General features: G+C 67.8%; 23 protein-coding genes. 13 read left to right on the top strand and 10 right to left on the bottom strand.

Going from position 1 to position 25269, the window contains the following annotated elements; genetic code table 11:
• Window positions 1-14 precede the first annotated feature (14 nt).
• From ACIGKL_RS04285 to gpmI, 9 genes are all read left to right on the top strand, one after another.
• The gene (locus ACIGKL_RS04285; RefSeq protein WP_397486247.1) at window positions 15-866 is read left to right on the top strand and encodes a carbohydrate ABC transporter permease; all 852 of its coding nucleotides are present in this window, start codon (window positions 15-17) and stop codon (window positions 864-866) included.
• 24 nt (window positions 867-890) lie between these two features.
• Window positions 891-2051, top strand: coding sequence for an ABC transporter ATP-binding protein (locus tag ACIGKL_RS04280; protein ID WP_397485463.1), 1161 nt, complete (start codon window positions 891-893; stop codon window positions 2049-2051).
• Window positions 2052-2234: 183 nt separating this feature from the next.
• Complete coding sequence (locus tag ACIGKL_RS04275; protein WP_397485462.1) at window positions 2235-3479, top strand: maltoporin; 1245 nt, start codon at window positions 2235-2237, stop codon at window positions 3477-3479.
• Window positions 3473-4369 (top strand): D-hexose-6-phosphate mutarotase, encoded by an 897-nt coding sequence (locus ACIGKL_RS04270; RefSeq protein ID WP_397485461.1) that lies wholly within the window; start codon window positions 3473-3475, stop codon window positions 4367-4369. The genes ACIGKL_RS04275 and ACIGKL_RS04270 overlap by 7 nt, the downstream gene beginning before the upstream one ends.
• A 795-nt stretch (window positions 4370-5164) precedes the next feature.
• Window positions 5165-6613 carry a pyruvate kinase gene (gene pyk, locus ACIGKL_RS04265; RefSeq protein ID WP_397485460.1) on the top strand — a complete coding sequence of 483 codons (1449 nt, stop codon included), beginning with the start codon at window positions 5165-5167 and terminating at the stop codon, window positions 6611-6613.
• 8 nt (window positions 6614-6621) lie between these two features.
• On the top strand, window positions 6622-6789 hold the full coding sequence (locus ACIGKL_RS04260; protein ID WP_397485459.1) for a hypothetical protein: 168 nt from the start codon (window positions 6622-6624) through the stop codon (window positions 6787-6789).
• Window positions 6782-8080, top strand: coding sequence for a phosphopyruvate hydratase (gene eno, locus ACIGKL_RS04255; RefSeq protein ID WP_397485458.1), 1299 nt, complete (start codon window positions 6782-6784; stop codon window positions 8078-8080). Before ACIGKL_RS04260 ends, eno begins: the two co-directional genes overlap by 8 nt.
• 4 nt (window positions 8081-8084) lie before the next feature.
• The gene (locus ACIGKL_RS04250; RefSeq protein ID WP_397485457.1) at window positions 8085-9707 is read left to right on the top strand and encodes an NADP-dependent glyceraldehyde-3-phosphate dehydrogenase; all 1623 of its coding nucleotides are present in this window, start codon (window positions 8085-8087) and stop codon (window positions 9705-9707) included.
• Window positions 9708-9717: 10 nt separating this feature from the next.
• The gene (gene gpmI, locus ACIGKL_RS04245; RefSeq protein ID WP_397485456.1) at window positions 9718-11244 is read left to right on the top strand and encodes a 2,3-bisphosphoglycerate-independent phosphoglycerate mutase; all 1527 of its coding nucleotides are present in this window, start codon (window positions 9718-9720) and stop codon (window positions 11242-11244) included.
• A gap of 139 nt (window positions 11245-11383) precedes the next feature.
• Here the strand turns inward: gpmI and ACIGKL_RS04240 are convergent, their stop codons facing one another.
• Window positions 11384-12244, bottom strand: a complete 861-nt coding sequence (locus tag ACIGKL_RS04240; RefSeq protein WP_397486246.1) for a MurR/RpiR family transcriptional regulator — start codon at window positions 12242-12244, stop codon at window positions 11384-11386.
• Window positions 12245-12457: 213 nt separating this feature from the next.
• Here ACIGKL_RS04240 and zwf point away from each other — a divergent pair, with 213 nt between their 5' ends.
• The 4 genes from zwf (at window position 12458) to ACIGKL_RS04220 (ending at window position 16277) form a co-directional block, all read left to right on the top strand.
• Window positions 12458-13927, top strand: a complete 1470-nt coding sequence (zwf, locus tag ACIGKL_RS04235; RefSeq protein WP_397485455.1) for a glucose-6-phosphate dehydrogenase — start codon at window positions 12458-12460, stop codon at window positions 13925-13927.
• Window positions 13914-14627 carry a 6-phosphogluconolactonase gene (pgl, locus tag ACIGKL_RS04230; protein ID WP_397485454.1) on the top strand — a complete coding sequence of 238 codons (714 nt, stop codon included), beginning with the start codon at window positions 13914-13916 and terminating at the stop codon, window positions 14625-14627. The genes zwf and pgl overlap by 14 nt, the downstream gene beginning before the upstream one ends.
• 1 nt (window position 14628) lies before the next feature.
• Window positions 14629-15300, top strand: a complete 672-nt coding sequence (locus tag ACIGKL_RS04225; protein WP_397485453.1) for a bifunctional 4-hydroxy-2-oxoglutarate aldolase/2-dehydro-3-deoxy-phosphogluconate aldolase — start codon at window positions 14629-14631, stop codon at window positions 15298-15300.
• Between the two features lie 113 nt (window positions 15301-15413).
• Window positions 15414-16277, top strand: a complete 864-nt coding sequence (locus ACIGKL_RS04220; RefSeq protein WP_397485452.1) for an aldo/keto reductase — start codon at window positions 15414-15416, stop codon at window positions 16275-16277.
• Between the two features lie 4 nt (window positions 16278-16281).
• On the opposite strand, the gene arsJ is transcribed toward ACIGKL_RS04220, so the two are convergent.
• The 9 genes from arsJ to ACIGKL_RS04175 form a co-directional block, all read right to left on the bottom strand.
• A complete protein-coding gene (arsJ, locus tag ACIGKL_RS04215) occupies window positions 16282-17496 on the bottom strand; it encodes an organoarsenical effux MFS transporter ArsJ (protein ID WP_397485451.1) in 1215 nt (404 codons plus the stop codon).
• 151 nt (window positions 17497-17647) lie between these two features.
• Window positions 17648-18652 carry an ArsJ-associated glyceraldehyde-3-phosphate dehydrogenase gene (locus tag ACIGKL_RS04210; RefSeq protein WP_397485449.1) on the bottom strand — a complete coding sequence of 335 codons (1005 nt, stop codon included), beginning with the start codon at window positions 18650-18652 and terminating at the stop codon, window positions 17648-17650.
• Window positions 18653-18670: 18 nt separating this feature from the next.
• Window positions 18671-19171, bottom strand: a complete 501-nt coding sequence (locus tag ACIGKL_RS04205) for a protein phosphatase (protein WP_397485447.1) — start codon at window positions 19169-19171, stop codon at window positions 18671-18673.
• A gap of 15 nt (window positions 19172-19186) precedes the next feature.
• Entirely contained in the window at window positions 19187-19903 is a 717-nt protein-coding gene (arsH, locus tag ACIGKL_RS04200; protein WP_397485446.1) for an arsenical resistance protein ArsH, read from the bottom strand.
• A 23-nt stretch (window positions 19904-19926) separates the two neighbouring features.
• On the bottom strand, window positions 19927-20283 hold the full coding sequence (locus tag ACIGKL_RS04195; protein WP_397485445.1) for a metalloregulator ArsR/SmtB family transcription factor: 357 nt from the start codon (window positions 20281-20283) through the stop codon (window positions 19927-19929).
• A gap of 7 nt (window positions 20284-20290) precedes the next feature.
• Window positions 20291-20704, bottom strand: coding sequence for an arsenate reductase ArsC (locus ACIGKL_RS04190; protein ID WP_397485444.1), 414 nt, complete (start codon window positions 20702-20704; stop codon window positions 20291-20293).
• Between the two features lie 390 nt (window positions 20705-21094).
• Window positions 21095-22339, bottom strand: coding sequence for a maltose/maltodextrin ABC transporter substrate-binding protein MalE (gene malE / locus ACIGKL_RS04185; RefSeq protein ID WP_397485443.1), 1245 nt, complete (start codon window positions 22337-22339; stop codon window positions 21095-21097).
• Window positions 22340-22508: 169 nt separating this feature from the next.
• A complete protein-coding gene (locus ACIGKL_RS04180) occupies window positions 22509-23432 on the bottom strand; it encodes a MalM family protein (protein WP_397485442.1) in 924 nt (307 codons plus the stop codon).
• 206 nt (window positions 23433-23638) lie between these two features.
• The gene (locus ACIGKL_RS04175; protein WP_397485441.1) at window positions 23639-24913 is read right to left on the bottom strand and encodes a maltoporin; all 1275 of its coding nucleotides are present in this window, start codon (window positions 24911-24913) and stop codon (window positions 23639-23641) included.
• Window positions 24914-25269: the final 356 nt, after the last annotated feature.

The following is a 25269-nucleotide window of genomic DNA, read 5'->3' as shown; positions in this document are numbered from 1 at the left end:
TACTCGACGCACGCATGGCACCGCGCCCGCTGGCGCGAGGGAAGGCATTCAGCTTCAGCCGCCTGGCCATCCACGCCACCCTGATCCTGGCCTGTGCGGTGTATCTGGTGCCGCTGCTGGTGATGTTGCTGACCAGCTTCAAGACCCCCGACGACATTCGCAGCGGCAACCTGCTGTCGATCCCGGACGTGTTCACCCTGATCGGCTGGATCAAGGCCTGGGACGGCGTCGGCGGCTACTTCTGGAACTCGGTGAAGATCACCATCCCGGCGGTGCTGATCTCCACACTGCTTGGCGCGCTGAACGGCTACGTGCTGGCCATGTGGCGCTTTCGCGGCTCGCAGCTGTTCTTCGGCCTGCTGCTGTTCGGCTGCTTCCTGCCGTTCCAGGTGATCCTGCTGCCGGCGTCCTTCACCCTCGGCCAGCTCGGCCTGGCCAATACCACCGAAGGCCTGGTGCTGGTACATGTGGTCTACGGCCTGGCCTTCACCACGCTGTTCTTTCGCAACTTCTATGTGAGCATTCCCGAGGCGCTGGTGCGCGCCGCGCGCCTCGACGGCGCCGGCTTCTTCACCATCTTCGGACGCATCCTGCTGCCGATGTCGGTGCCGATCATCATGGTCTGCCTGATCTGGCAGTTCACCCAGATCTGGAACGACTTCCTGTTCGGCGTGGTGTTCGCCAGCGGCGATACCCAGCCGATCACCGTGGCGCTGAACAACCTGGTCAACACCAGCACCGGGGCCAAGGAATACAACGTCGACATGGCCGCCGCGATGATCGCCGGGCTGCCCACCCTGCTGGTCTACATCCTGGCCGGCAAATATTTTCTACGCGGTCTCACTGCCGGCTCGGTGAAAGGCTGATGCCTTCAAGATTGGAGAAATGACATGGCTACCCTCGAACTGCGCAACGTCAACAAGTCCTACGGCAGCGGCCTGGCGGACACCCTGAAGAACATCGAACTGGCCATCGACTCCGGCGAGTTCCTGATCCTGGTCGGCCCCTCCGGCTGCGGTAAATCCACCCTGATGAACTGCATCGCCGGCCTGGAGGACATCAGCGGCGGGGCGATTCTGGTGGACGGCGCCGACATCAGCGGCATGAGCCCCAAGGATCGCGACATCGCCATGGTGTTCCAGTCCTACGCGCTGTACCCGACCATGACGGTGAAGGACAACATCGCCTTTGGCCTGAAGATGCGCAAGCTACCGCCGGCCGAGATCGAAGCCGAGGTGGCGCGCGTGGCCAAGCTGCTGCAGATCGAGCATCTGCTGACGCGCAAGCCCGGCCAGCTCTCCGGCGGCCAGCAGCAGCGCGTGGCCATGGGCCGTGCGTTGGCGCGGCGACCAAAGATTTATCTGTTCGACGAGCCGCTGTCGAACCTCGACGCCAAGCTGCGCGTGGAGATGCGTACCGAAATCAAGCTGATGCACCAGCGCCTGAAGACCACCACGGTGTACGTCACCCATGACCAGATCGAGGCCATGACCCTGGGCGACAAGGTGGCGGTGATGAAGGACGGCATCATCCAGCAGTTCGGCACCCCGCAGGAAATCTACAACGACCCGGCCAACCAGTTCGTCGCCAGCTTCATCGGTTCGCCACCGATGAACTTCATCCCGCTTCGCACTCAGGTGCGCGATGGCCAGTGCTTCGGTCTGCTCGAATCCGCGGCCGGCGCTCCGGGGCAGGCGCGCTGCGAGTTGCCGCTTGGCGCTGCGGCGGAGCTGCAAGGGCGCGAGCTGATTCTCGGCGTGCGTCCCGAGCAGATCCAGCTGGCAGGCGCCGCTGCAGCGCAGCCGAGCCTGCGCGCCGAGGTCGAGGTGGTCGAGCCGACCGGCCCCGACACCCTGGTGTTCGTCAGCCTCAACCAGACCAAGGTATGCTGCCGCCTGGCGCCGGACGCCGCAGCGCAGGCGGGCAGCAGCCTGGAACTGCAGTTCGATCCGGCGCGCGTGCTGCTGTTCGACGCCGCCAGCGGCGAGCGCCTGCGCCCGGGAAAGCGCCAGGCCGCTGAGGGCAAGGTGGCTCAGTTCAAGGCCGGTTAGCCGGTAGGTTGGGTTGAGGCGCGAAGCCCAACAGAACCTTGTGCGGTCCCTTGTTGGGCTTCGCACGCTCAGCGCCAACCTACCCAGGAGCTCGTCCATACACGCAGCAACTACCCGAGCAGAATCCGCCACCGCGGCGGTTAACCGCAGTACTTCACACAATAAAAACAATCAGGAGCAACGATGAAGACCACACCGCAAGCTGCCTTCCACCGCCTTGGTGCGCGCAGCGCACCCTGCCTGCTGGCGCTGGCCTTGGCCGCACCTCAGGCGCAGGCCCTGGAGTTCACCGGCTATCTGCGCAGCGGCGCCGGCGGCTCGGAGAACGGCGGCAGCCAGTCCTGCTTCCAGCTGCCCGGCGCGCAGTCCAAGTACCGCCTGGGCAACGAGTGCGAGCAGTACATCGAGCTGGATCTGCGCCAGGACCTGCTGACCCTGGACGACGGTTCGGTCTTCAGCATCGAGGGCATGGCCCAGTTGTACAACCAGTACGGCCACACCCCGGAGTTCACCGGCGATTACGGCTTCGCGCGGATGAACCAGATGTACGCCGAATGGAGCAAGGTGCCGGCGCTGAACGGCGGTTCGCTGTGGGCCGGACGGCGCTTCTACAAGCGTAACGACATCCATATCAGCGACTTCTACTACTGGAACCAGAGCGCCACCGGCGCCGGTATTGAGGACTTCGAATACGGCGGCCTGAAGTACAGCTACGCCTTCTCGCGCAAGGACAGCTACTTCCAGGAGCCCTACATCAACCGTCATGACTTCAACGTCGGCGGCTTCAAGGTCAACCCCGGCGGCGAGCTGGAGTTCGGCGTCAGCTACATCGACAAGCCCGACAGCACCGGCGCCCACAGCGGCTGGGCGGTCACCGCGCAGCACAAGCAGAGCGACTTCTTCGGCGGCAAGAACACCTTCGCCCTGCAGTACGGCCGCGGCCCCGGCACCGGCCTGGGCTATACCGGCGACGTCAGCCTGGATCGCGACAACACCAGCTGGCGCCTGGTGGAGTTCTTCGACTGGCAGGCCACGCCGCGTCTCGGCGGCCAGGTGCAGTTCGTCTACCAGAAGGACAGCCGTCCCGATGGCGACGACCAGGACTGGCTGTCGGTGGGCGGGCGCACCAGCTACGCCTTCAGCGAGCAGTTCAAGCTGGTTGGCGAACTGGGCCACGATCAGGTGGACGCCACCGATGGCACGCGCAAGCTGACCAAGTTCACCATCGCCCCTACCTGGTCGCCGGCCGGCCCGGGCTTCTGGGCGCGTCCGGAGTTTCGCCTGTACTACACCTACGCCAGCTGGAACCGCGCGGCGCAGCAGGCGGCCAGCCAGTTGGCGGCCGGCTCGGCGCTGTCCGACAGCGGCGCCTTCGACAGCGCGCGCCACGGCTACAACTTCGGCGTGCAGGTGGAGCACTGGTGGTAAGCGCCTCGCGCCCGCTCGGCGCCGCCAGCGGCGCTGCCGAGCTGCATCCGCTGGCCGGGCTCTTTGCCGAGCCCGGCCAGGCGCGTCAGCGCTGGACGGTGCGCCAGGGGCGCGAGCTGCTGCTGCTCGAACACCCTCTGTTCCAGGCGGCGTTCAGTCGTCAGGGCGCGCAGCTGTTGCACTTTCAGCCGCGCGGCCAGCGGCCCTGGTTGTGGTGTGCCGGGCAGTGGCCGCAGGGCGCGGCGATTCGCGGCGGGGTGCCGATCTGCTGGCCCTGGTTCGGTCGCCATCCGAGCGAGAGCGGCTGGCCGTCCCACGGCTGGGCGCGGTTGAGCGAGGACTGGCAACTGCTGGCCTGCGACTGGGGCGAGCAGGGCGTGCAGCTTGTCTGGCAACTTGAGCTGTGCGACTGGACGCTGCGTCTGGAGGCCGAGCTGGGCGAGACCCTGGCGCTGCGCCTGGTGACCCGCCATCAGGACAGCGAGCCGTGCCGGCTCAGCCATGCCCTGCACGCCTACTGGCGCATCAGCGACGTGTCGCGGGTGGCCCTGCTCGGCCTCGATGGCGCCGCCGGCCACGACCTGCTGGCGCGCGCCGACTGCCAGCAACAGGGTGAGCTGCGCATCGAGGATGGCTGCCACCGCATCTTCCGCCACGCCGGCCTGCTGCAGCTGCAGGACCTGCCCTGGCAGCGGCGCCTGGCCATCGATACTCGCGGCGGCGCCAACAGCGTGGTCTGGCATCCCGGCAGCCGGCCGCTGACCGAGGTCGGCTGGAACGAGAGCCTGGGCTTTCTCTGCGTCGAGGCCGCCAGCTGCGGGCCCGATAGTTTATGCCTGCGGCCGGGGGAGGAGGGCGTGCTGAGCCTGCGCGCGGGATTGGCCCGTTAACCACCGTGGGCCCGGGTATCGGCGGTGCGCACGGCGCACCCTAGGCTGCGCCGACCGCTATGCGCGCCAGGCATCCGTTCACTGACGGAGCGCCCAAACCCTAGGGTGCGCTGCGCGCACCAACCCTCCAGCGTGTCCCGAATCGACTCCTCATCCGCCGGACAACGGCTGGCGGTCAGGCTCTCCTTGATCTTGCGCAGGCGGAGTGCCGCCCAGCGCAGCGCCACCCAGCCGGTCCCACCGATAGCGGCAGATTATGCGTGGCGCGACACTGGTTCGCAGCAAGGCGTCTCGCGACTGAAGCGCAACAGATGCTCGCGCCGCTTCCCACTTCCTGAAAGATCGGATCGATAGCGCTCCTGGCCGATGGAGCCTGCGATCCGCCGCTCGTGGGTTTCCCGCACCCGCGCAGTCTCGGCCATGACGGGGTCGCCGCCATCTCACGCTGTGCCGGTGCCGGTCCGCAAGCTCCTCGCGCTCGTGTGCGGCCATTGCCGGCGCTTTGACCCGCCGGGGCGTCCTTGAAGCATGCTCGAGGAAATGTTGTTTTATTACTACATAATCCCTTGATCGCTCGAATTTTTAGGAGTATCAATAGCTGATATTTTTAGTAAAACAACTTCTCGTCTTTGCGCGCAGCAATTTCCGGGTTTCGATCCGGTGTGCGAGGTCGAGAGGTGTTCGCCATGCAGGGGCGTCGGGCGGTTGTGCCGGCTGTCGCGCGGGCGGGACATGGGTAGGCCGATGGCGGTCCCTGTCCTGTGCGGAAAACGGGTCTTTACGAGGGTTTTAACTGTGCAACGAAGAACAAAAATAGTGGCCACCCTGGGCCCTGCCACCGAGAGCCCCGAGGCGATCGAGGGGCTGGTGCTGGCCGGTGTCGATGTGGTGCGCCTGAACTTCTCCCACGGCAGCGCCGCCGAACACATCGCCCGCGCCGCCCTGGTGCGCGAGATGGCGCGCAAGCACGGGCGTTTCGTCGCCGTGCTGGGCGATCTGCAGGGGCCGAAGATCCGCATCGCGCGCTTCGCCCAGGGCCGGGTGCAGTTGCGCAAGGGCCAGGCCTTTGCCCTCGATGCCGCGCTGGACAAGCAGGCAGGCGACGAGCAGGCGGTGGGTATCGACTACGAGGAGCTGATCGGCGACAGCCGCCCCGGCGACATCCTGCTGCTCGACGATGGCCGCATCGAGCTCGAGGTGAAAGGCGTCGAGGCCAGCCGGCTGCTCTGCGAGGTGCTGGTCGGCGGGCCGCTGTCCAACAACAAGGGCATCAACCGCAAGGGCGGCGGCCTGTCGGCGGCGGCGCTGACCGACAAGGATCGCGAGGACATTCTCACCGCCGCCGAAATGCAGGTCGACTACCTGGCAGTGTCTTTCCCGCGCGATGCCGCCGATATCCAGCTGGCGCGCCGGCTGCTGCGCGAGGCGGGTGGCGAGGCCGGGCTGATCGCCAAGATCGAGCGCGCCGAGACGGTCAACGACCTCGGCGTGCTCGACGCGATCATCGAGGCTTCCGACGGAGTGATGGTGGCCCGTGGCGACCTCGGCGTGGAGATCGGCGACGCCGAGCTGGTGGCGGTGCAGAAGATGATCATCGAGCGCGCCCGCACCCTCAACCGGGTGGTGATCACCGCGACCCAGATGATGGAGTCGATGATCAGTCAGTCGATGCCGACCCGCGCCGAGGTGTTCGACGTGGCCAACGCCGTGCTCGACGGCACCGACGCGGTGATGCTCTCGGCCGAGACTGCGGCCGGCGCCTACCCGATCGAGACGGTCGAGGCCATGCGCCGGGTCGTGGTCGGGGCAGAGAAGCACCCGCTGGCGCATCGCTCCAAGCACCGCATGGACGAGGTATTCCACAAGATCGACGAGTCGATCGCCATGGCCGCGATGTACGCGGCCAACCACCTGCACGGGGTCAAGGCGATCATCTGCATGACCGAGAGCGGCGACACGCCGCGGCTGATGTCGCGGATCCGCTCGCACCTGCCGATCTACGCCTTCTCGCGCAATCCGCGCACGCAGAACCGGGTCGCCCTGTTCCGCGGGGTGCAGACCATCCCATTCGACAGCGACGGTTTTCCCTTGGCCGAGGTCAACGCCCGTGCGGTCGACGAGCTGCGGCGCCGCGGCGTGGTGACCGCCGGCGATCACGTGCTGATCTCGCGCGGCGACCACGCCAATGCCCAGGGTGGCACCAACTGCCTGCGGGTGATCCGCGTCGGCGACAACGTTTGTTAGGAGGCCCCATGAATACCCCGATCCAGTCCGCTGGCCGCGTACCGTCCGGCGAGTCCGAGTGGCCGCGCGACTTCGATATTCGCGAAGCCTATGCCGAGCAGCGCGAATTGCTCGCCGCTGCGTCCGTCGATTCAACCACTGCAGCTGTTTCCACCGAGAGCGAAGGCAATGACTGACACCCGTATCCAGCAAGTGACCGCCCGCGAGATCCTCGACTCGCGCGGCAACCCGACCGTCGAAGCCGTGGTGACCCTGGCCGGTGGCGCGGTTGGCGTCGCCAGCGTGCCGTCCGGCGCTTCCACCGGCAGCCGCGAGGCGCTGGAGCTGCGCGATGGTGGCGAGCGCTATAAGGGCAAAGGCGTGCAGCGCGCGGTGGCCAACGTCAACGGCGTGATCCGCGAGCGCGTGCTCGGCCTGGATGCGCTGGACCAGCGCGGGCTGGACGCGGCGATGATCGCCCTGGACGGCAGCGAGAGCAAAAGCGTGCTGGGCGCCAACGCCATCCTCGCAGTGTCGCTGGCCAGTGCCAAGGCCGCCGCCGCGGCGCAGGAGGTGCCGCTGTACGAGCACCTGGCGGCGCTGTACGGCCAGCCGGGGCGGTTCAGCCTGCCGCTGCCGATGATGAACATCCTCAACGGCGGCGAGCACGCCGACAACAACGTCGACATCCAGGAATTCATGATCCAGCCGATCGGCGCCGGCTCCTTCGCCGAGGCGCTGCGCATGGGCGCGGAGGTCTTCCATACCCTCAAGCAGGTGCTCGGCGAACGCGGCCTGAGCACCGCGGTGGGCGATGAAGGCGGCTTCGCCCCCTCGCTGGCCTCCAACGAGGAGGCGCTGGTGGTGATTGCCGAGGCGGTGGCGCGCGCCGGCTACGAGCTGGGCAAGGACATCAGCCTGGCCCTGGACTGCGCCGCCTCGGAGTTCTACCGCGACGGCCGCTACGTGCTGGCCGGCGAGGGCAAGAGCTTCGACTCCGCAGGCTTCGCCGATTACCTGGCCGGGCTGTGCGAGCGCTACCCGATCGCCTCGATCGAGGATGGCATGGACGAGAGCGACTGGGACGGCTGGGCCTGCCTGACCGAGAAGCTGGGCGGGCGCGTGCAGCTGGTCGGCGACGACCTGTTCGTCACCAACGCCAAGATTCTCAAGGAGGGCATCGCGCGCGGCATCGGCAACTCGATCCTGATCAAGTTCAACCAGATCGGCAGCCTCAGCGAGACCTTCGACGCCATCCGCATGGCCCAGGATGCCGGCTACAGCGCGGTGATCTCGCACCGCTCCGGCGAGACCGAGGACACCACCATTGCCGACCTGGCGGTGGCCACCTGCGCCGGGCAGATCAAGACCGGTTCGCTGTGTCGCAGCGACCGGGTCGGCAAGTACAACCAACTGCTGCGTATCGAGCAGGCGCTGCAAGGCCGCGCCGCCTATTGCAGCGATTCGATCTTCCCCCGGAGGAGCTGACGCCATGAGCACAAATCGCCTCGATCGCCTGTTCCCGGCCCTGGACGAGATTCCCGAGCAGTACCGCCCCGGCGCGCCCATCGAGCAGCGCGACTACCTGGTCGATGGCCAGCTGCGCACCTGGAGCGGCCCGCTGGCGCCGGTGCGCAGCCCGGTGTTCCTGGCCACCGCGCAGGGCGATGAGCAGGTGATCCTCGGCAGCACGCCGCTGCTCGACGCCGAGGCGGCGCTGGCCGCCCTGGACGCCGCGGTGCGCGCCTACGCCAATGGCCAGGGCGCCTGGCCCAACCTGCGCGTGGCCGAGCGCATCCAGCACGTCGAGGCGTTCCTGGCGCGCATGCGCGAGCAGCGCGAGGCAGTGGTCAAGCTGCTGATGTGGGAGATCGGCAAGAACCTCAAGGACTCGCAGAAGGAATTCGACCGCACCTGCGACTACATAGTCGACACCATCGAGGCGCTCAAGGAGCTGGACCGGCGCTCCAGCCGCTTCGAGCTGGAGCAGGATACCCTCGGCCAGATCCGCCGGGTGCCGCTCGGCGTGACCCTGTGCATGGGACCCTACAACTACCCGCTGAACGAGACCTTCACCACCCTGATCCCGGCGCTGATCATGGGCAACACCGTGGTGTTCAAGCCGGCCAAGTTCGGCGTGCTGCTGATCCGCCCGCTGCTCGAGGCATTCCGCGACAGCTTCCCGGCCGGGGTGATCAACGTCATCTACGGCAGCGGCCGCGAGACCGTCAGCGCGCTGATGGCCAGCGGCAAGGTCGACGTGTTCGCCTTCATCGGCACGCACAAGGGCGCCAGCGACCTGAAGAAACTCCACCCGCGTCCGCACCGCCTGCGTGCGGCCCTGGGCCTGGATGCGAAGAACCCGGGCATCGTCCTGCCCGAGGTCGACCTGGACAACGCGGTGAGCGAGGCGCTGACCGGCGCGCTGTCGTTCAATGGCCAGCGCTGCACCGCGCTGAAGATCCTCTTCGTCCACGAGGAGGTGGTCGACAGCTTCCTCGACAAGTTCACCGCCAAGCTCGCCGCGCTCAAGCCGGGCATGCCTTGGGAGGACGGCGTGAGCCTGACCCCGCTGCCCGAGCCGGGCAAGGCCGACTACCTCGGCGGCCTGCTGGCCGATGCGCTGGCCAAGGGCGCGCGGGTGATGAACGCCGGAGGTGGGGAGGTGCGCCAGTCGTTCTTCTATCCGGCCGTGCTCTACCCGGTCAGTCGCGACATGCGCGTTTACCAGGAGGAGCAGTTCGGCCCGCTGGTGCCGGTGGTGCCCTACCGCGACCTGCAGGCGGTGATCGACTACGTGCTCGACTCCGACTACGGCCAGCAGCTGAGCATCTTCGGCAACGATTCGGCCCAGGTCGGCCGGCTGGTCGATGCCTTCGCCAACCAGGTGGGGCGGATCAACATCAACGCCCAGTGCCAGCGCGGTCCGGACAGCTTCCCGTTCAACGGCCGCAAGAACTCGGCCGAGGGCACCCTGTCGGTGCACGACGCGCTGCGCGTGTTCTCCATCCGTACCCTGGTGGCGACCAAGTTCCAGGCCGGCAACAAGGAGCTGGTCAGCGAGATCATCCGCAATCGCGAGTCGAGCTTCCTGACCACCGACTACATCTTCTGAGAGGGCGCCGATGACCACCCGAACCCTGATCATTCTCGACGGCATCGGCCTGCGCCAGGAGGCCGAGGCCAATGCCCTGGCCGCGGCGCGCACGCCGACTTTGGACGCGCTGTTTGCTCACTACCCGCACAGCTGCATCGCCACCTCGGGCCTGGCCGTCGGCCTGCCCGAGGGGCAGATGGGTAATTCCGAGGTCGGCCATATGAACCTCGGCGCCGGGCGCGTGGTGTACCAGAACTTCACGCGGATCAACAAGGCCATCGCCGATGGCGAGTTCGCCGCCAATCCGGCGCTGGTCGAGCTGCTCGACGGGGCGCGGCGCCGCGGCGGCGCGGTGCACCTGCTCGGCCTGCTGTCGCCGGGCGGGGTGCACAGCCACGGCGAGCAGATCATCGCCGCGTGCCGGGTGCTGGCCGAGCGCGGCATAGAGCGCTTCTACGTGCATGCCTTCCTCGATGGCCGCGATACCCCGCCGCAGAGCGCCGGACCCTTCATCGCGCAGCTGCAGGCCGAGCTGGATGCGCTGGGCAAGGGGCGCTTCGCCTCGCTGATCGGCCGCTACTACGCGATGGATCGCGACAACCGCTGGGAGCGGATCGAGGCGGCCCACCGGCTGATCGTCGAGGGGTACGCCGAGTTCCGGGCGGCCACGGCCGAGTCCGGCCTGCAGCAGGCCTATGGCCGCGGCGAGTCGGACGAGTTCGTCAAGGCTACCGGCATCGGCGAGCCGGTGCGGGTGGCGGACGAGGATGCGCTGATCTTCATGAACTTCCGGCCCGACCGGGCGCGCCAGCTGTGCCAGGCGCTGGTCGATCCGGCCTTCGCCGGCTTCGCCCACTCGCGCCTGGTCGACAAGCGCCGGCTGCTGACCCTGACCCGTTATTCGCAGCAGCTGGACGGGCCCTGTGCCTTCCCGCCGGAAAGCCTGCGCAACAGCCTGGGCGAATACCTGGCCGGGCTCGGCAAGACCCAGCTGCGCATCGCCGAGACGGAGAAGTACGCCCACGTCACCTTCTTCTTCAACGGCGGGCGCGAACAGCCGTTCGCCGGCGAGGAGCGCATCCTGATCCCTTCGCCGGACGTCGCCTCCTACGACCTGCAACCGCAGATGAGCGCGCCCGAGCTGACCGAGCGGCTGGTCGAAGCGATCCGGGAGCAACGTTTCGACCTGATCGTGTGCAACTACGCCAACGGCGACATGGTCGGCCATACCGGCAACTTCGCCGCGGCGGTACGCGCCGTGGAGGCGCTGGATGCCTGCCTGGCCGAGGTGGTCGAGGCGACCCTGGCGGCCGGCGGCGAGTGCCTGATCACGGCCGACCACGGCAACGTCGAGCAGATGAGCGACGCCGAGTCGGGCCAGGCGCATACCGCGCACACCCTCAATCCGGTGCCGCTGATCCTGGTCAGCGGCCGCGCCGGGCAGTTCGCCCTCAAGGATGGCCGGCTGTGCGACATCGCGCCGACCCTGCTGGACCTGATGGGGCTGGCGCTGCCGCCGCAGATGACGGGGCAGTCGTTGCTGGTGAGCGGTTAAGGGCCTGTAGGCCCGTGGCTGGTCGGATGGCTGGTGCGCACGGCGCACCCTACGGGCAATGCGAGTTGGTGGGCCACCCTACGGGGCGTGTCGTAGGGTGCGCCGTGCGCACCGACCCGCTAGCGCTGGATCGCGCGCCTTAGCATGGCTCCTCGTCCGCCGGGTAGCGGCTGGCGGTGAGGCTCTCCTTGATCTTGCGCAGGTGCGGCTGGAAGTCCACGCCGCGGCGCAGGGTCACCCCGGTGGCGAGTACGTCGAGTACGGTGAGCTGGATGATGCGCGAGGTCATCGGCATGTAGATGTCGGTGTCCTCCGGCAGCGGGATGTCCAGGCTCAGGGTGCTGATCTGCGCCAGCGGCGAGCCGGCGGCGGTGAGGCCGATCACCGAGGCGCCGTTCTCCCGCGCCAGGCGCGCCACTTCCACCAGCTCGCGGGTGCGCCCGGTGTAGGAGATGATCGCGAACAGGTCGCCGGTGTGCGCCACCGAGGCGATCATGCGCTGCATCAGCACGTCGGAGTGCGCCGACACCGCTAGGTTGAAGCGGAAGAACTTGTGCTGCGCGTCCAGCGCCACCGAGGCCGAGGCGCCGAGGCCGAAGAAGTGGATCTGCCGCGCCTGGATCAGCAGGTCGACGGCGCGACTGATCAGCTGCGGGTCGAGCGACTGGCAGGCGCTGTCCAGCGAGGTGATGGCGCTGCCGAAGATCTTGCGGGTGTAGGCCTCGGGGCCGTCGTCGGCCGATACCGCCTGGCTGACGTAGGCGGCGCCGCTGGCCAGGCTCTGTGCCAGTTGCATCTTCAGCTCGGGGTAGCCGTTGACGCCGAACGAGCGGCAGAAACGATTGACCGTCGGCTCGCTGACCTGGGCGGCCTGGGCCAGGGCGGCGATGCTCAGGCGGGTGGCCTGCTGCGGGTCGTGCAGGATCACCTCGGCCACCTTGCGTTCGGCCTTGTTCAGGTCTTCGAGGCGGCTCTGGATCTGTTCCAGCAGGTTGCGCACGCGGTCCATAGGGGCTCCTAACAGGCTTGGCGCCGTCGCTGCAGGCGCTGGCGACGGGCGGAAAAATGGCTGGCCTATCCTACTGATGAGGCCAGGCGGCCACCACTGCTTATCCGAATAATGGAAAAATGTTGTTGTTATTACAACATTTGCTCTTGCTTTAACCGCTGCTACCCGGTATTTCTAGTGCATCTTGATAAAAGAACAAACATCATGGCCGCGATAAAACTCGAATCCTGTACCTTTGCCCTGTTCGGCGCCCTCGGCGATCTGGCTCTGCGCAAGCTGTTTCCCGCGCTTTACCAGCTCGATCGCGCCGGTTTGCTCCACGACGACAGCCGCGTCCTCGCCCTGGCCCGCGAAGCCGGGGAGCCGCAGCGCCACCTGGCCGCCATCGAGCAGGCGTTGCGCCTGTACGTGCCGGCCAAGGAGTTGGACGAGGGCGTGCTGGCGCGTTTCCAGGCGCGCCTGCACTACCTGACCATGGATTTCCTCCAGGCCGAGGACTACCTGGCCCTGGCCGAGCTGGCCGGCAGCCAGGACCAGCTGATCGCCTACTTCGCCACCCCGGCGTCGGTCTACGGCGGCATCTGCGCCAACCTGGCGGCGGTGGGCCTGGCCGAGCACAGCCGGGTGGTGCTGGAAAAACCCATCGGCCACGACCTGGCTTCCTCGCGCGCGGTCAACGACGCGGTGGCGCGGGTGTTCCCGGAGAACCGCGTCTATCGCATCGACCACTACCTGGGCAAGGAAACGGTGCAGAACCTGATCGCCCTGCGTTTCGCCAACAGCCTGTTCGAGACCCAGTGGAACCAGAACCACATCTCCCATGTGGAAATCACCGTGGCCGAGAAGGTCGGCATCGAGGGCCGCTGGGGCTACTTCGACCAGGCCGGGCAGCTGCGCGACATGATCCAGAACCACCTGCTGCAGCTGCTCTGCCTGATCGCCATGGACCCGCCTAGCGACCTCTCCGCCGACAGCATCCGCGACGAGAAGGTCAAGGTGCTCAAGGCCCTGGAGCCGATCAGCGCCGAGCACCTCGGCCAGCGCGTGGTACGTGGCCAGTACGTGGCCGGCAGCGCCGACGGCCGGCCGGTGCCGGGCTACCTGGAGGAGGAGAACTCCAATACCCAGAGCGACACCGAGACCTTCGTCGCCCTGCGCGCCGACATCCGCAACTGGCGCTGGGCCGGCGTGCCCTTCTACCTGCGCACCGGCAAGCGCATGCCGCAGAAGCTGTCGCAGATCGTCATCCACTTCAAGGCGCCGCCGCACTACATCTTTGCCCCCGAGCAGCGCCAGCTGATCGGCAACAAGCTGATCATCCGCCTGCAGCCGGACGAGGGCATCGCCCTGCAGGTGCTGACCAAGGACCAGGGGCTGGACAAGGGCATGCAGCTGCGCAGCGGCCCGCTGCAACTGAGCTTCTCCGACACCTACCGCAGCGCGCGCATCCCCGATGCCTACGAGCGTCTGTTGCTGGAGGTGATGCGCGGCAACCAGAACCTGTTCGTGCGCAAGGACGAGATCGAGTACGCCTGGCAGTGGTGCGACCAGCTGATCGCCGGCTGGAAGCAGCTCGGCGAGGCGCCCAAACCCTATACCGCCGGCAGCTGGGGGCCGATGGCCTCGGTGGCGCTGATCACTCGCGACGGGAGGAGCTGGTATGGCGATCTCTGATCTCGACCTGCCGTCTGGCGTCAGCGCCCGCAGCCACGCCGCCGCCGAGCAGTTGGCCGACGCCCTGGCCCTGCGTGTGGCCGAGGCGCTGCGCCAGGCCATCGACAGCCGTGGCAGCGCCACCCTGGTGGTGTCCGGCGGGCGCAGCCCGGTGGCCTTCTTCGACGCCCTGGCGCAGCAAGCCCTGGACTGGCGCCAGGTGCTGGTGAGCCTGGCCGACGAGCGCTGGGTGCCGGTCAACCATGCCAGCAGCAACGAGGCGCTGGTGCGCCGTCACCTGCTGCGTGGTGCGGCCTCCGAGGCGAAATTCCTCGGCCTGTATCGGGTCGCCGGTAGCCTGGAGCAGGCCGCCGAGCTGGCCGATGCGGCGTTCGCCGAACTGCCGCCGATCGACGTGCTGGTGCTCGGCATGGGCGACGACGGCCACACCGCCTCGCTGTTCCCCGATAGCCCCAATCTCGACCTGGCGCTGCAGCCCGATTGTCCGCGCCGGGTATTGCCGATGCAGGCGCCGAGCCAGCCGGCGCAGCGCCTGACCCTGACCCTGCCGCTGCTGGCGAGCGCGCGTTTGCCGCTGCTGGCGATCCAGGGCCAGGCCAAGCTGGCCACCCTGGCCGAGGCGCTGGCGCCCGGCGCGGTGGCGAGTATGCCGATCCGCGCCTTCCTGCATTCCCCTCTCGAAATCTACTGGTGCCCCTGACATGAGCAGCCTCAACGAAGACCTGCGCGCGCGCATGGCCGAAAAGATCGCCGAGATCGACCGCATCTGCGCCCAGGCGCGGATCATGCCGGTGATCACCATCGCCCGCGAGGCGGACATCCTGCCGCTGGCCGACGCCCTGGCCGCCGGCGGCCTGCGCGTGCTGGAGGTGACCTTGCGTTCCGAGCACGGCCTGGAGGCGATCCGCCGCCTGCGCGCCGAGCGCCCCGAGCTGTGCGTCGGCGCCGGCACCGTGCTCGACGAGCAGATGCTGGCCGCCGCCGTCGCCGCCGGCGCGCAGTTTATCGTCACCCCAGGCAGCACCCGCGAGCTGCTGCTGGCCGCCCTGGACAGCCCGGTGCCGCTGCTGCCGGGGGTGAGCAGCGCCTCCGAGCTGATGGTCGGCTACGCCCTCGGCTACCGCCGCTTCAAGCTGTTCCCGGCCGAGGTCTGCGGCGGCGTTGCCGCGCTCAAGGCGCTGGCCGGGCCGTTCGGCGGCGTGCGCTTCTGCCCCACCGGCGGCATCACCCCGGACAACCTGCAGCGCTACATGGCCCAGCCCAACGTGATGTGCGTCGGCGGCACCTGGATGTTCCAGCGCGAATGGGTCGAGCAGGGCGACTGGGCGCGTATCCAGCAGTGCAGCGCCGAGGCGTTGCAGTTGTTGGGCTGAAGTCTCCGAGCGGCGTGGTGGTGCGCGGGGCCTGGGCGGCCCCGCGACACCCTGCGTCGCCGATGATCTGTAGGGTGCGCCGTGCGCACCGATGATGTGGGGTTAATCCTCCTATGACTGCACACCCGATCCGGCAGCCGCTGCTGCTGGGCATGATGCGCCTGCTCGACTATCCCGAGCTGGCCGCGCCGCAGGCGCTGCTCGGTTTTGTCGAGCGCTGCGTGGAGCGCGGCCTCAACGGTTTCGATCACGCCGATATCTACGCCCTGGGCGAGTGCGAGGCGCGCTTCGGCGCCGCCCTGCGCCTGCGCCCGCAATTGCGTGCGCAGCTACAGCTGATAAGCAAGGCCGATATAGTGCCGGCGGCGCAGGACGTCTCGCGCTGGCGGGTCAAGCACTACGACAGCAGCGCCCGCTACCTGACTCGGGCAGTGGAGGCCTCGCTGCAGCGCCTGGGCGTCGAGCGGCTGGACGGCTTCCTGCTGCATCGCCCCGATCCGCTGCTGCAGCTGGACGAAGTGACGCGGGCGCTGCAGGCGCTGGTCGCGGCCGGCAAGGTCGGCTGGCTCGGCCTGTCCAATGCCGAGCCGCTGCACTGGCAGGTGCTCGGCCGCGAGCTGCCACTGCGCTGCAACCAGATCGAGCTGTCGTTGAATGCTCAACAGGCGGCCTGGGATGGCCGTCTGCAAGCGCTGCAGGCCGACGGCCTGCAGGTGCTGGCCTGGTCGCCGCTGGCCGGCGGGCGTTTCGCCCCGGCGCTGCAGCAGGCGCTGGAGGAAGTCGCCGGGGCACTGCAGGCCACGCCGATGCAGGTCGCCCTGGCCTGGCTGCGCCGTTTGCCGGGGCAGCCGCTGCCGATCCTCGGCAGCCTGCGCGAGGCGCGCATCGAGGAGGCCCTGGCCGGCGCCGAACTGCAACTGGATGCGCCGACCTGGTTCCACCTCAGCGAAGCGGCGCGCGGCGTGCGCGCGCCCTGACCGGCTAGGCGCGATGCCGCGGCAGCCCCAGCGAGATCAGCGCGGCGGTCAGCACGAAGGCGCTCGACACCCACAGGCAGGCCGCCAGGCCCCAGCTCTGGAACACCCAGCCGGAGAGCAGGGTGCCGAGCAATCGGCCGAGGGCGTTGGACATGTAGTAGAAGCCGACGTCCAGCGACACGCCGTCTTCCTGGGCGTAGCTGACGATCAGGTAGCTGTGCAGCGAGGAGTTGACCGCGAACAGCACGCCGAACGCCAGCAGGCCGCCGATCAGCACCGCCTGCGCTGGTAGCGCGCTGCCCAGGCCGAGGGCGATGGCCGCCGGCAGGCCAGCCAGCAGCGCGGCCCAGACGAAAGCGGCGCGGCCGTCCGGCACCTGGCCGCTGCGCTTGCCGGTGATCGCCGGGGCCAGGCTCTGGACGATGCCGTAGCCGATGATCCAGACGGCGAGAAAGCCGCCGACCCACCAGAAGTCCCAGCCGAATACGGTGGCCAGGTACACCGGCAGGGCCACCACGAACCACACGTCGCGCGCGCCGAACAGAAACAGGCGGGCGGCGGAGAGGATATTGATCGCCCGGCTCTTGGACAGCAGGTCGCGGAACTTGGGTTTGCTCTTGGCCTTGCCCAGGTCCTTCTTCAGCAGCACCAGGCTGGCCAGCCAGATGGCGCCGAGCGCCAGGGCCATGGCCAGCACCGCGCCGGCGAAGCCGAGCAGGCTGAGCAGGGCGCCGCCGAGGAAGAAACCGACGCCCTTGAGCGCGTTCTTCGAGCCGGTCAGGCGCGCGACCCAGGCGTACAGGGTGGCCTGCTGCTCGCCGGGTACCAAGAGCTTGATCGAGCTCTTGGCGCTCATCTTGTTGAGATCCTTGGCGATGCCCGACAGCGCCTGCGCGCCCATCACCCAGGGTACCGTGAGCATGGCCGCCGGCACCGTGAGCATCAGCAGGGCCAGCACCTGCAGCGCCAGGCCCAGGTTCATGGTGCGGTTCAAGCCGATGCGCGCGCCCAGCCAGCCGCCCAGCAGGTTGGTGACCACGCCGAAGATCTCGTAGAACAGGAACAGCGCGGCGATCTGCAGCGGCGTGTAGCCCAGGCTGTGGAAATGCAGCACCACCAGCATGCGCAGCGCGCCGTCGGTGAGGGTGAAGGCCCAGTAGTTGCCGGTGACCAGCAGGTACTGGCGGATTTCGGGGGAAAGCCGGGCGAGGGCGTGCATCGCAAGCGTCCTGTGCGGGGTGTCGTGGGGCCGCCTGGGCGGTGCGTACCATCGGCGGTCGTTTGTGGCAGGGTAGGGTGGACATGCCATAGGCTTGTCCGCCATATGGTCGCCAGCGGTGGACAAGGCTTGGCCATGTCCACCCTACGGATCAGCCGGCCTGGCCGACCAGGCGCGCCAGCTCCACCGCGCGGTTGGCGTAGCCCCATTCGTTGTCGTACCAGGCGTAGAGCTTCACCTGGGTGCCAGCCACCACCAGGGTCGACAGCGCATCGACGATGGACGAGCGCGGATCGCTGCGGTAGTCGATGGACACCAGCGGGCGTTCCTCGTAACCCAGGATGCCCTTGAGCGGCCCTTCGGCGGCGGCCTTGAGCAGGGCGTTGACCTCCTCGGCCGTGGTCGCGCGCTCGACCTCGAACACGCAGTCGGTCAGCGAGGCATTGGCCAGCGGCACGCGCACCGCATGGCCGTTGAGCTTGCCGCGCAGCTCGGGGAAGATCTCGGCGATCGCCGTGGCCGAGCCGGTGGTGGTGGGAATCAGGCTCATGCCGCTGGCCCGCGCGCGGCGCAGATCCTTGTGCGGTTGGTCGAGGATGCTCTGGGTGTTGGTCAGGTCGTGGATGGTGGTGATCGAGCCGTGACGGATGCCCAGGCTTTCGTGGATCACCTTGACCACCGGCGCCAGGCAGTTGGTGGTGCAGGAGGCGGCAGTGACGATGCGGTGCCGGGCCGGGTCGAACAGCTGCTGGTTGACCCCCATCACCACATTGAGCGCACCGGCCTGCTTGACCGGCGCGCAGACCACCACGCGTTTGACCCCCTGATCCAGATAGCCCTGCAGCACCTCGACCGTCTTCATCTTGCCGCTGGCCTCGAGCACCAGGTCGCAGCCGCTCCAGTCGGTGTCGGCGATGGCCTTGTTGGCCGTGACCCGGATGCGCCGGCCGCCCACCACCACGCAGTCGCCGTCGCTGCCCGCCTCATGCTGCCAGCGGCCGTGTACCGAGTCGAAGTTGAGCAGGTGGGCGTGGGTGGCGGCGTCGCCGGCCGGGTCGTTGATCTGCACGAATTCCAGCTGCGGCCAGTCCCAGGCGGCGCGCAGGGCCAGGCGGCCGATGCGGCCGAATCCGTTGATACCGACTTTGATGCTCATGTGCGGGTCTCCGCTGGGTCAGTGAGTGGCGTCGAACTGGTTGATCCAGTCGACATGCGCCGGGTGTTGGATGGCCTTGGGCCGTAGCGCCTGGACCAGGGCGATGGCCTCGCTGCGCGCTACGCCGGCCTCGATCAGCAGGCGCGCGGCGATCAGCCCGGTGCGCCCGGAGCCGCCCTTGCAGTGCAGGGCCAGGCGCTGCCCGGCGCGCAGGCGCGCGACAATGGCGGCGCTGGACTGCTGCCAGGCCGCGGCGAAGCCGTCCAGCGGCACCTGCTCGTCGGCCACCGGCAGGTGGAACCAGGCCAGGCCCAGGGCCTGGCAGCGCGCGTCGATGGCCTCGACCGCATTGGCGGCCAATTCGCTGTGCGGCATCAGGCTGATCACCGCGCTGGCGCCGGCCTGCTGCAAAGTGGCCAGGGCCTCGTCGAGCGAGCCGCCCTTGGTGCCGGGGCAGGGGGTGAAGAGCAACTGGCCGGCAAGGCCGGGAATGCTCAGCAGGTCGTAGGGATGACTCATGGGACGCTCCTCGATTCAGATGGCGCGCTGGTTGACGCGCGCGGACAGTTGTTCGGCGGATTCCTTGCGTTCGGAGTAGCGGTCGACCAGGTAGTCGGCGCGCTCGCGCAGCAGCAGGGTGAACTTGACCAGCTCCTCCATCACGTCCACCAGGCGGTCGTAGTAGGACGAGGGTTTCATCCGCCCCTGCCCGTCGAATTCGAGGAAGGCCTTGGGCACCGAGGACTGGTTGGGGATGGTGAACATGCGCATCCAGCGCCCGAGCACGCGCAGCTGGTTGACCACGTTGAACGACTGCGAGCCGCCGCACACCTGCATCACCGCCAGGGTCTTGCCCTGGGTCGGGCGCACCGCGCCCATGGCCAGCGGCACCCAGTCGATCTGCGCCTTGAACACCGCGGTCATCGCGCCGTGACGCTCCGGCGAGCACCACACCTGGCCTTCCGACCACTGCATCAGCTCGCGCAGTTCCTGCACCTTGGGGTGGCTGTCCGGCGCGTCGTCCGGCAGCGGCAGGCCGGCGGGGTGGAAGATGCGCGTCTCGGCGCCGAAGCGCTCGAGCAGGCGCGCGGCTTCCTCGGTCATCAGGCGGCTGAACGAGCGCTCGCGGTTGGAGCCGTACAGCAGCAGGATGCGCGGCTTGTGCGCGAGGCGCTGGGTGAGGTCGAGGCGCTCGGCGCTGGGCCGTTCGGCCAGCTCGGCGTCGAGTTGGGGGAGGTCGGGGGTGGTCATTCGGATTTCCTGTGGCGAGGGAGTCAGCAGCACACGGCGACGCGTTGCGGGCGCTCGCCCATGGCGGCCAGGCGCTTGCTGTCCGGGCTCAGCCAGTGGCTGTTGGCCTCGAGCGTGGCCTCGAGCACGGCGATCACCCAGTCCGGCAGGTGCGGGTGCAGGCGGTAGTAGACCCACTGGCCCTGGCGGCGATCGGCCAGCAGGCCGCAGCTACGCAGTTGCGCCAGGTGGCGCGAGACCTTGGGCTGGCTCTCGCCGAGGGCGCAGGTCAGCTCGCAGACGCACAGTTCCTCCTCGCGGGCGATCAGCAGCATCAGGCGCACGCGGGTGTCGTCGGCCAGGCACTTGAAGACGGTGGTGGGGGTGAGCAGGTCGGCCATGGCTACCTCAGCGCTTGGTCTTGACCAGCACGAACATCTTGATCCGCTCGTGGATCTCGTGCAGGCAGTGGCGGAAGGCCTCGGGCTGGCTGCTGGTCACCGGGTCCTCGAAGTGCCAGGCCAGGCGCTGGCCCTCGAAGGGGATATGCTGGCATTCCTGGCTGGCCTTGTCGCACAGACTGATGACGTACTCGAAGTCGTTCCAGTGGAAGGCGTCCAGGCCCTTGCTGTGCAGCCCTTCGGTGCTCACGCCGAGGTGCTGCAGGGCGGCGAGGGCGCGCGGGTCGACCTCGCCCGGCTGGCTGCCGGCGCTGTGCGCCTCGAAGTTGTCCGAATCGGTGTGGCGCAGCAGGGCCTCGGCCATCTGCGAGCGGGCGGCGTTGGCGGTACAGACGAACAGCACGCGGGTCTTGTAGGCCATCTCTGACACTCGTTTAGATATGGTTTAGCGAATATATGGATTTCCGTATGAAAGGTAAAGGCGTCATGGCCCTATGCACCTGCATGGGATCGCCCAGCTTGTTGCTCTACCTGACGGCCGCGCGTGCTTGATTGCCACACCGTAATATTCGATTAATCGTATGTTTGTGGCTGTTCACGAATCCGTCATACCGCGGCGTTCGGTCCTGCCCAACCCGATTCCCGCGAGGAACCTTGTGACGAGCAGATAAGGTTTTGCTCCGCCCTCACTGACCAGGGGGCCCGTTATTGCTGGGAGCCTGCCGCGGGCGAGGAGTCGGCGGCCGAGCGGAGAAAAAAAGGCGGCCGAGGCCGCCCGAATGTCCCTGGAGGGGATGGGGAGTGGGGGCGCTCAGGGCGGCCCCGCCGTGGAGTCGGCGATGGGGTAGTGGCGGCGGCGCCAGGCCTGTACCTCGCCGGCGGCGCGCAGGCGCTGGGCGATCTGTTCCAGGGTGGCGGCGATTGGCTTGTCGCCCTTGAGCATGGCGCCCAGGCGCGAGCTGAACAGCGCCCAGAAACGCTTCATCTCCGGGATGTCCGGCATGATCTCGCCGCTGGCGGCGGACTCGTAGCTGTGTTCGATCAGCGGGTCGTGGCGCAGCTCGGACATGACCTCGAGGTTGGCCACCGCGCCCAGCGGTCTGTCGGCGTTGAGGCTGCGCAGGCCCTCGGCGCTGCTCAGGTAGTCTTCGAGAAAACGTCGCGCCTGGGCCTTGTGCGGGCTGTTGGCGTTGATCGCGGCGGCGAGGATGCCGACGAAGGGCCGGCCCCGGTGCGCCTCGTCGATGCCCGGCACATGGCCGACGGCGAAGTCGAGGCCGGCGTCACGCAGCTCGTTCCACACCCAGGGGCCATTGACGATCATGGCGATGCGACCCTGCTTGAAGCCTTCCAGAGCACTGGCGTAATCGTCGCCGGGTTCCAGCACGCCGTCGTCGAGCAGTTGCTTGAGCGCCTGCATACCGGCGATGGCGCCAGGGGTGGCGACGCCGACATCGGCCAGGTCGTAGATGCCGCCCTGCTTGCGCAGGCTGTAGCCGCCGGCGCCGGCGATGATCGGCCAGGAGAAATACAGGTTGTTATGGTCCCAGGCGATGGCGCGCCTGCCCTGGGCGCGCAAGCGTCCGTCCAGCGCGGTGACCTCGGAGAGGGTGCGCGGCGGGTTGGCCAGCAGCCTGCGGTTGTAGATCAGGCTGACCACTTCGGTGGCCAGGGGATAGCCGAAACGCTGGGTGCCCACGGTCAGCGCTTCCCAGGCGAACCCGGGGGCGCGCTGAAGGGCCTCTGCGCTGGGCTGGACCGCTTCGAGCAGGCCGTTGTTGATCCACGAGCCGAAGCGGTCGTGGGCGAAGATGACGATATCCGGACCCTTGGCCGTGGCGGCGAACTTGTCGTACTGGACGGCCAGGTCGTCCGGCGTGGCGACCTTGACCGGCATGCCGCTGTCGGCGGTAAAGCGCTGGCCGATCTCGGCAAGGCCCTTGAAGCCCTTGTCCTGGCCGATCCAGACGGTCAGCACGTTCTTCTCGAAGGCCAGAGCAGGCCAGGTGGCAGTGCACAGCAGAATCAGTGTCGCGAGCTTTTTTGTTGTTCTCATCTCGACCTCTGGTTGTGCGGTCAGTCGTTCAACCTGCCCGCCTCTGTAGGAGCCGCGCCCCGCGGCGAATGCGCGGGACGGCAACCCGGAGCCAGCACAGCTTCGCCCCGGGGCGGGGCTCCTACGGCTGCGGCGGTGGCGCCGGCCAGGTCACCCCGGGACGATCGTTTCAGCGGATCTGGATGCGTTCGAGCAGATAGGCCTTGGCGCTGGCGTCGCCGACCCGCGCGGCTTCGTCGGCCAGGCGCAGGGCACGCTCCAGGTCCTTGCTGGCGAGGGCGGCGTCGATGGCCTGGCGGTAGTAGGCCTGGGTTTCCGGCAGTACCGCCGGGGCCGGCACGCTGGGCAGCTGGTTGCCCATCTCGCGACCGATGCTGAACGGCGGCACATAGGTGTTGGCCTGCTGGCCGGCCACCTTGTCCTCGATCAGCACCATCTTGATCATCCCCACCGGCGCATGCCTGGCCACCGGGTCGGGGATGTTCGGCGCCTCGTTGCCGAGGGCGCGGGCGAAGGCCTTGGCCGGGTGTTCGATGACGGTCTGGCCGCGCATCTGCGCCTCGCTGGTGTAGAGCACCAGGTAGTGTTCGTTGCCCGGATTGTCCGGATACAGGCGGTCGACGCGCAGGCGCGCGTCCAGGCTGTCGCCCTTGAAGCCGGAGGCCGGGGCGTAGACGAAGTCCTCGGCGCCGAGCAGGCGGGTAACGCGGAACTGGCTGTCGAGCAGCATGGCGTTGGGCGCCAGCACCGTCTCACCGGCCTGGCTGTACAGGCGGATCTCGAACGACTTACTGGCGGCCGGCAACTGGAAGGCACGGAAAAAACTCTTGCCGCTGTCGAAGGCGAAGGCCGGGGCGCCGGTGTCGATGCGCACCTCGCCACTGAAATTCACCGGGATGGGCTGGTAGGGCAGCTCGCGCAGCGAGGCGCAGCACGAGGGGGCGGCGGCCAGGGCCTGTTCGGCGCTGCCGGCAGAAGTCTGCAGGGGTGCGGGGCTGGCGCTCAGGGCGTCGATGCGGCGCAGCGGTTCGCTGGCGCAGCCGGTTATCAGAAGAGTGAGCAGCGCGAGGCTGACGATCTTGAAGGGTGGCATGGGTTATTCCTCTTATTAGTCTGAAAGTCGCGTAGCGACGTCTCCCCTATGTCTTCTCACGCCGGGAGAAGGTGGCGCGAGGCGCCGGATGTGGGCAGCGGGCACGCCTGGTAAAAGGCCCCGGCCTATTGCAGAACCGGGGCAAGGACCACAGGAGCAGCGTTACAGCATCGGCAGGCATCCGGATGCAACGGATGCCTGACCGTTTACCACCAGGCTTCGGCCTGGACGCCGAAGGTGAGGCCGTTGTCGTCGCCGGCGTCGATGGACTCGCTGGCGGCGTTGTACTTGCCGCCGTCCCACATGGCGTAGGTGGCGAACACACGGATCTGCGGACGCGCCCAGAAGCTGCGGCCGGCCGACCACTGCTGGGCCAGGGTGATTTTCTTCAGGTCGCGGGACTTCTCGCCCTTGGCCTGCGGGTCGATATGGTCGTAGCCGAACTCCAGCGCGGTGCTCATGGTGTTGGTCCATTTGTACACCGGGCGCACGCCGAACGAGGTCCAGGTCTGGCCGGAGTCGTTGTCGAAGTCCTTATCCTCGTAGATCTGCACGTACATCATCTCGATGTCGTCGGAGAGGCCGACCACGCCCTGGTTGACCAGGCGCAGCATCTTGCCGTCGCTGTTGCCGGTGCTGTTGCGCCCGGTGCTGCCGATGATGCCGTCGGTGCCGTACTGCAGAGCGAGCTTGTTGAAACCGCCGAACCAGTTGCCCTGGATGTGCTGCACGGTGACCAGATGCCCCTTCTGGTCGGTGTAGCCGGGGTCCTTCTCCTGCAGGTCGCTCAGGTTGGCCTTGCCATAGTCGTAGCCGAGCTCCAATTTGGCGTCGGTATTGAAGTCGATGTCGGTCAGGCGCAGATCGAGGGTGTCGTTGGCCACGTTGGTACCGGTGCCGGTGCCTTCGTAGACGTAGTCACCATCGTTGTTGCGCATCCAGGCCACGTGCGCCTTGGCGAAGCCCAGGTCGATGTCCTCGATACCGGCGCCGGGACCGGAGACGTCCCAGTAGTAGTAATCGTTGATGTGCACGTCGTTGCGCTTGTAGTAGCGCTTGCCGGCCCACAGGGTGGCGCCGGGCAGGGCCGGCAGGAAGTTCTTGGCCTGCACGTTGAACTGGCGGATCGAGCTGGTGCCGTTGTTGAAGGCACTGCCGCCGTCGCTGTCGGTGGCTTCCCAGTCGTTCGCCTGGTCCGACTTGTAGGCGATCATGCTGTCGATATAGAAGCTCTGCTCGCCCTCCTTCCAGGCTTCGTGGCCGAGGCCGATCTCGGCATAGGTCTCGCATTCGTTGCCGAGTCGGTACTTGGCCGGCGCGCCGGCGGCCTGGAAACAGGCCTGGTCGCCGCCACCGGCGGTGGCGCCGATGCCGGAACGCATATAACCGTGGAAATCAACGGCCAGGGCCGGGGTGGCCAGCAGCATGGCGGCGAACAGGGCGCTGGGACGCAGCAGCTGGACGGGTTGCTTGGTGTTCATCGTGGGTCCTTCTTTCTTGTTGGATTCGGTGTTGGACTGACTGGGCGCGACCGGGGCAGGCAGTCGGCCGGCGGCGCTGTGGGCAAGAGTCGGGCAAGGCAAGGCACCACCACATCCTCCCTGGGGTGCTTTTTTCGAGGCGGAGCGGCAGGGCGTAGCGAAGCGGCGGGGGGTATGGCTGGCAGGCGGAATTTCTACGCCTGCGCCCTACGCCTGCAGAAAGTGCACGGGGGAGGTTTGGCGGCGCGGCCAGGCGCGGCAGGCTGCCGTGATCGGGGCGCCCGCGCGGGCCCCGATCAGTCCATCCGGGGGCAGCCCCCGTAGTCGGATGCTCACAACAATGACAAGAACGGAGC

Origin of the sequence: Pseudomonas sp. NPDC077186 (assembly GCF_044543505.1) — a bacterium.
In the GTDB taxonomy this organism is placed as follows: domain Bacteria; phylum Pseudomonadota; class Gammaproteobacteria; order Pseudomonadales; family Pseudomonadaceae; genus Aquipseudomonas.
This window is presented reverse-complemented; position numbering and strand designations above follow the sequence as displayed.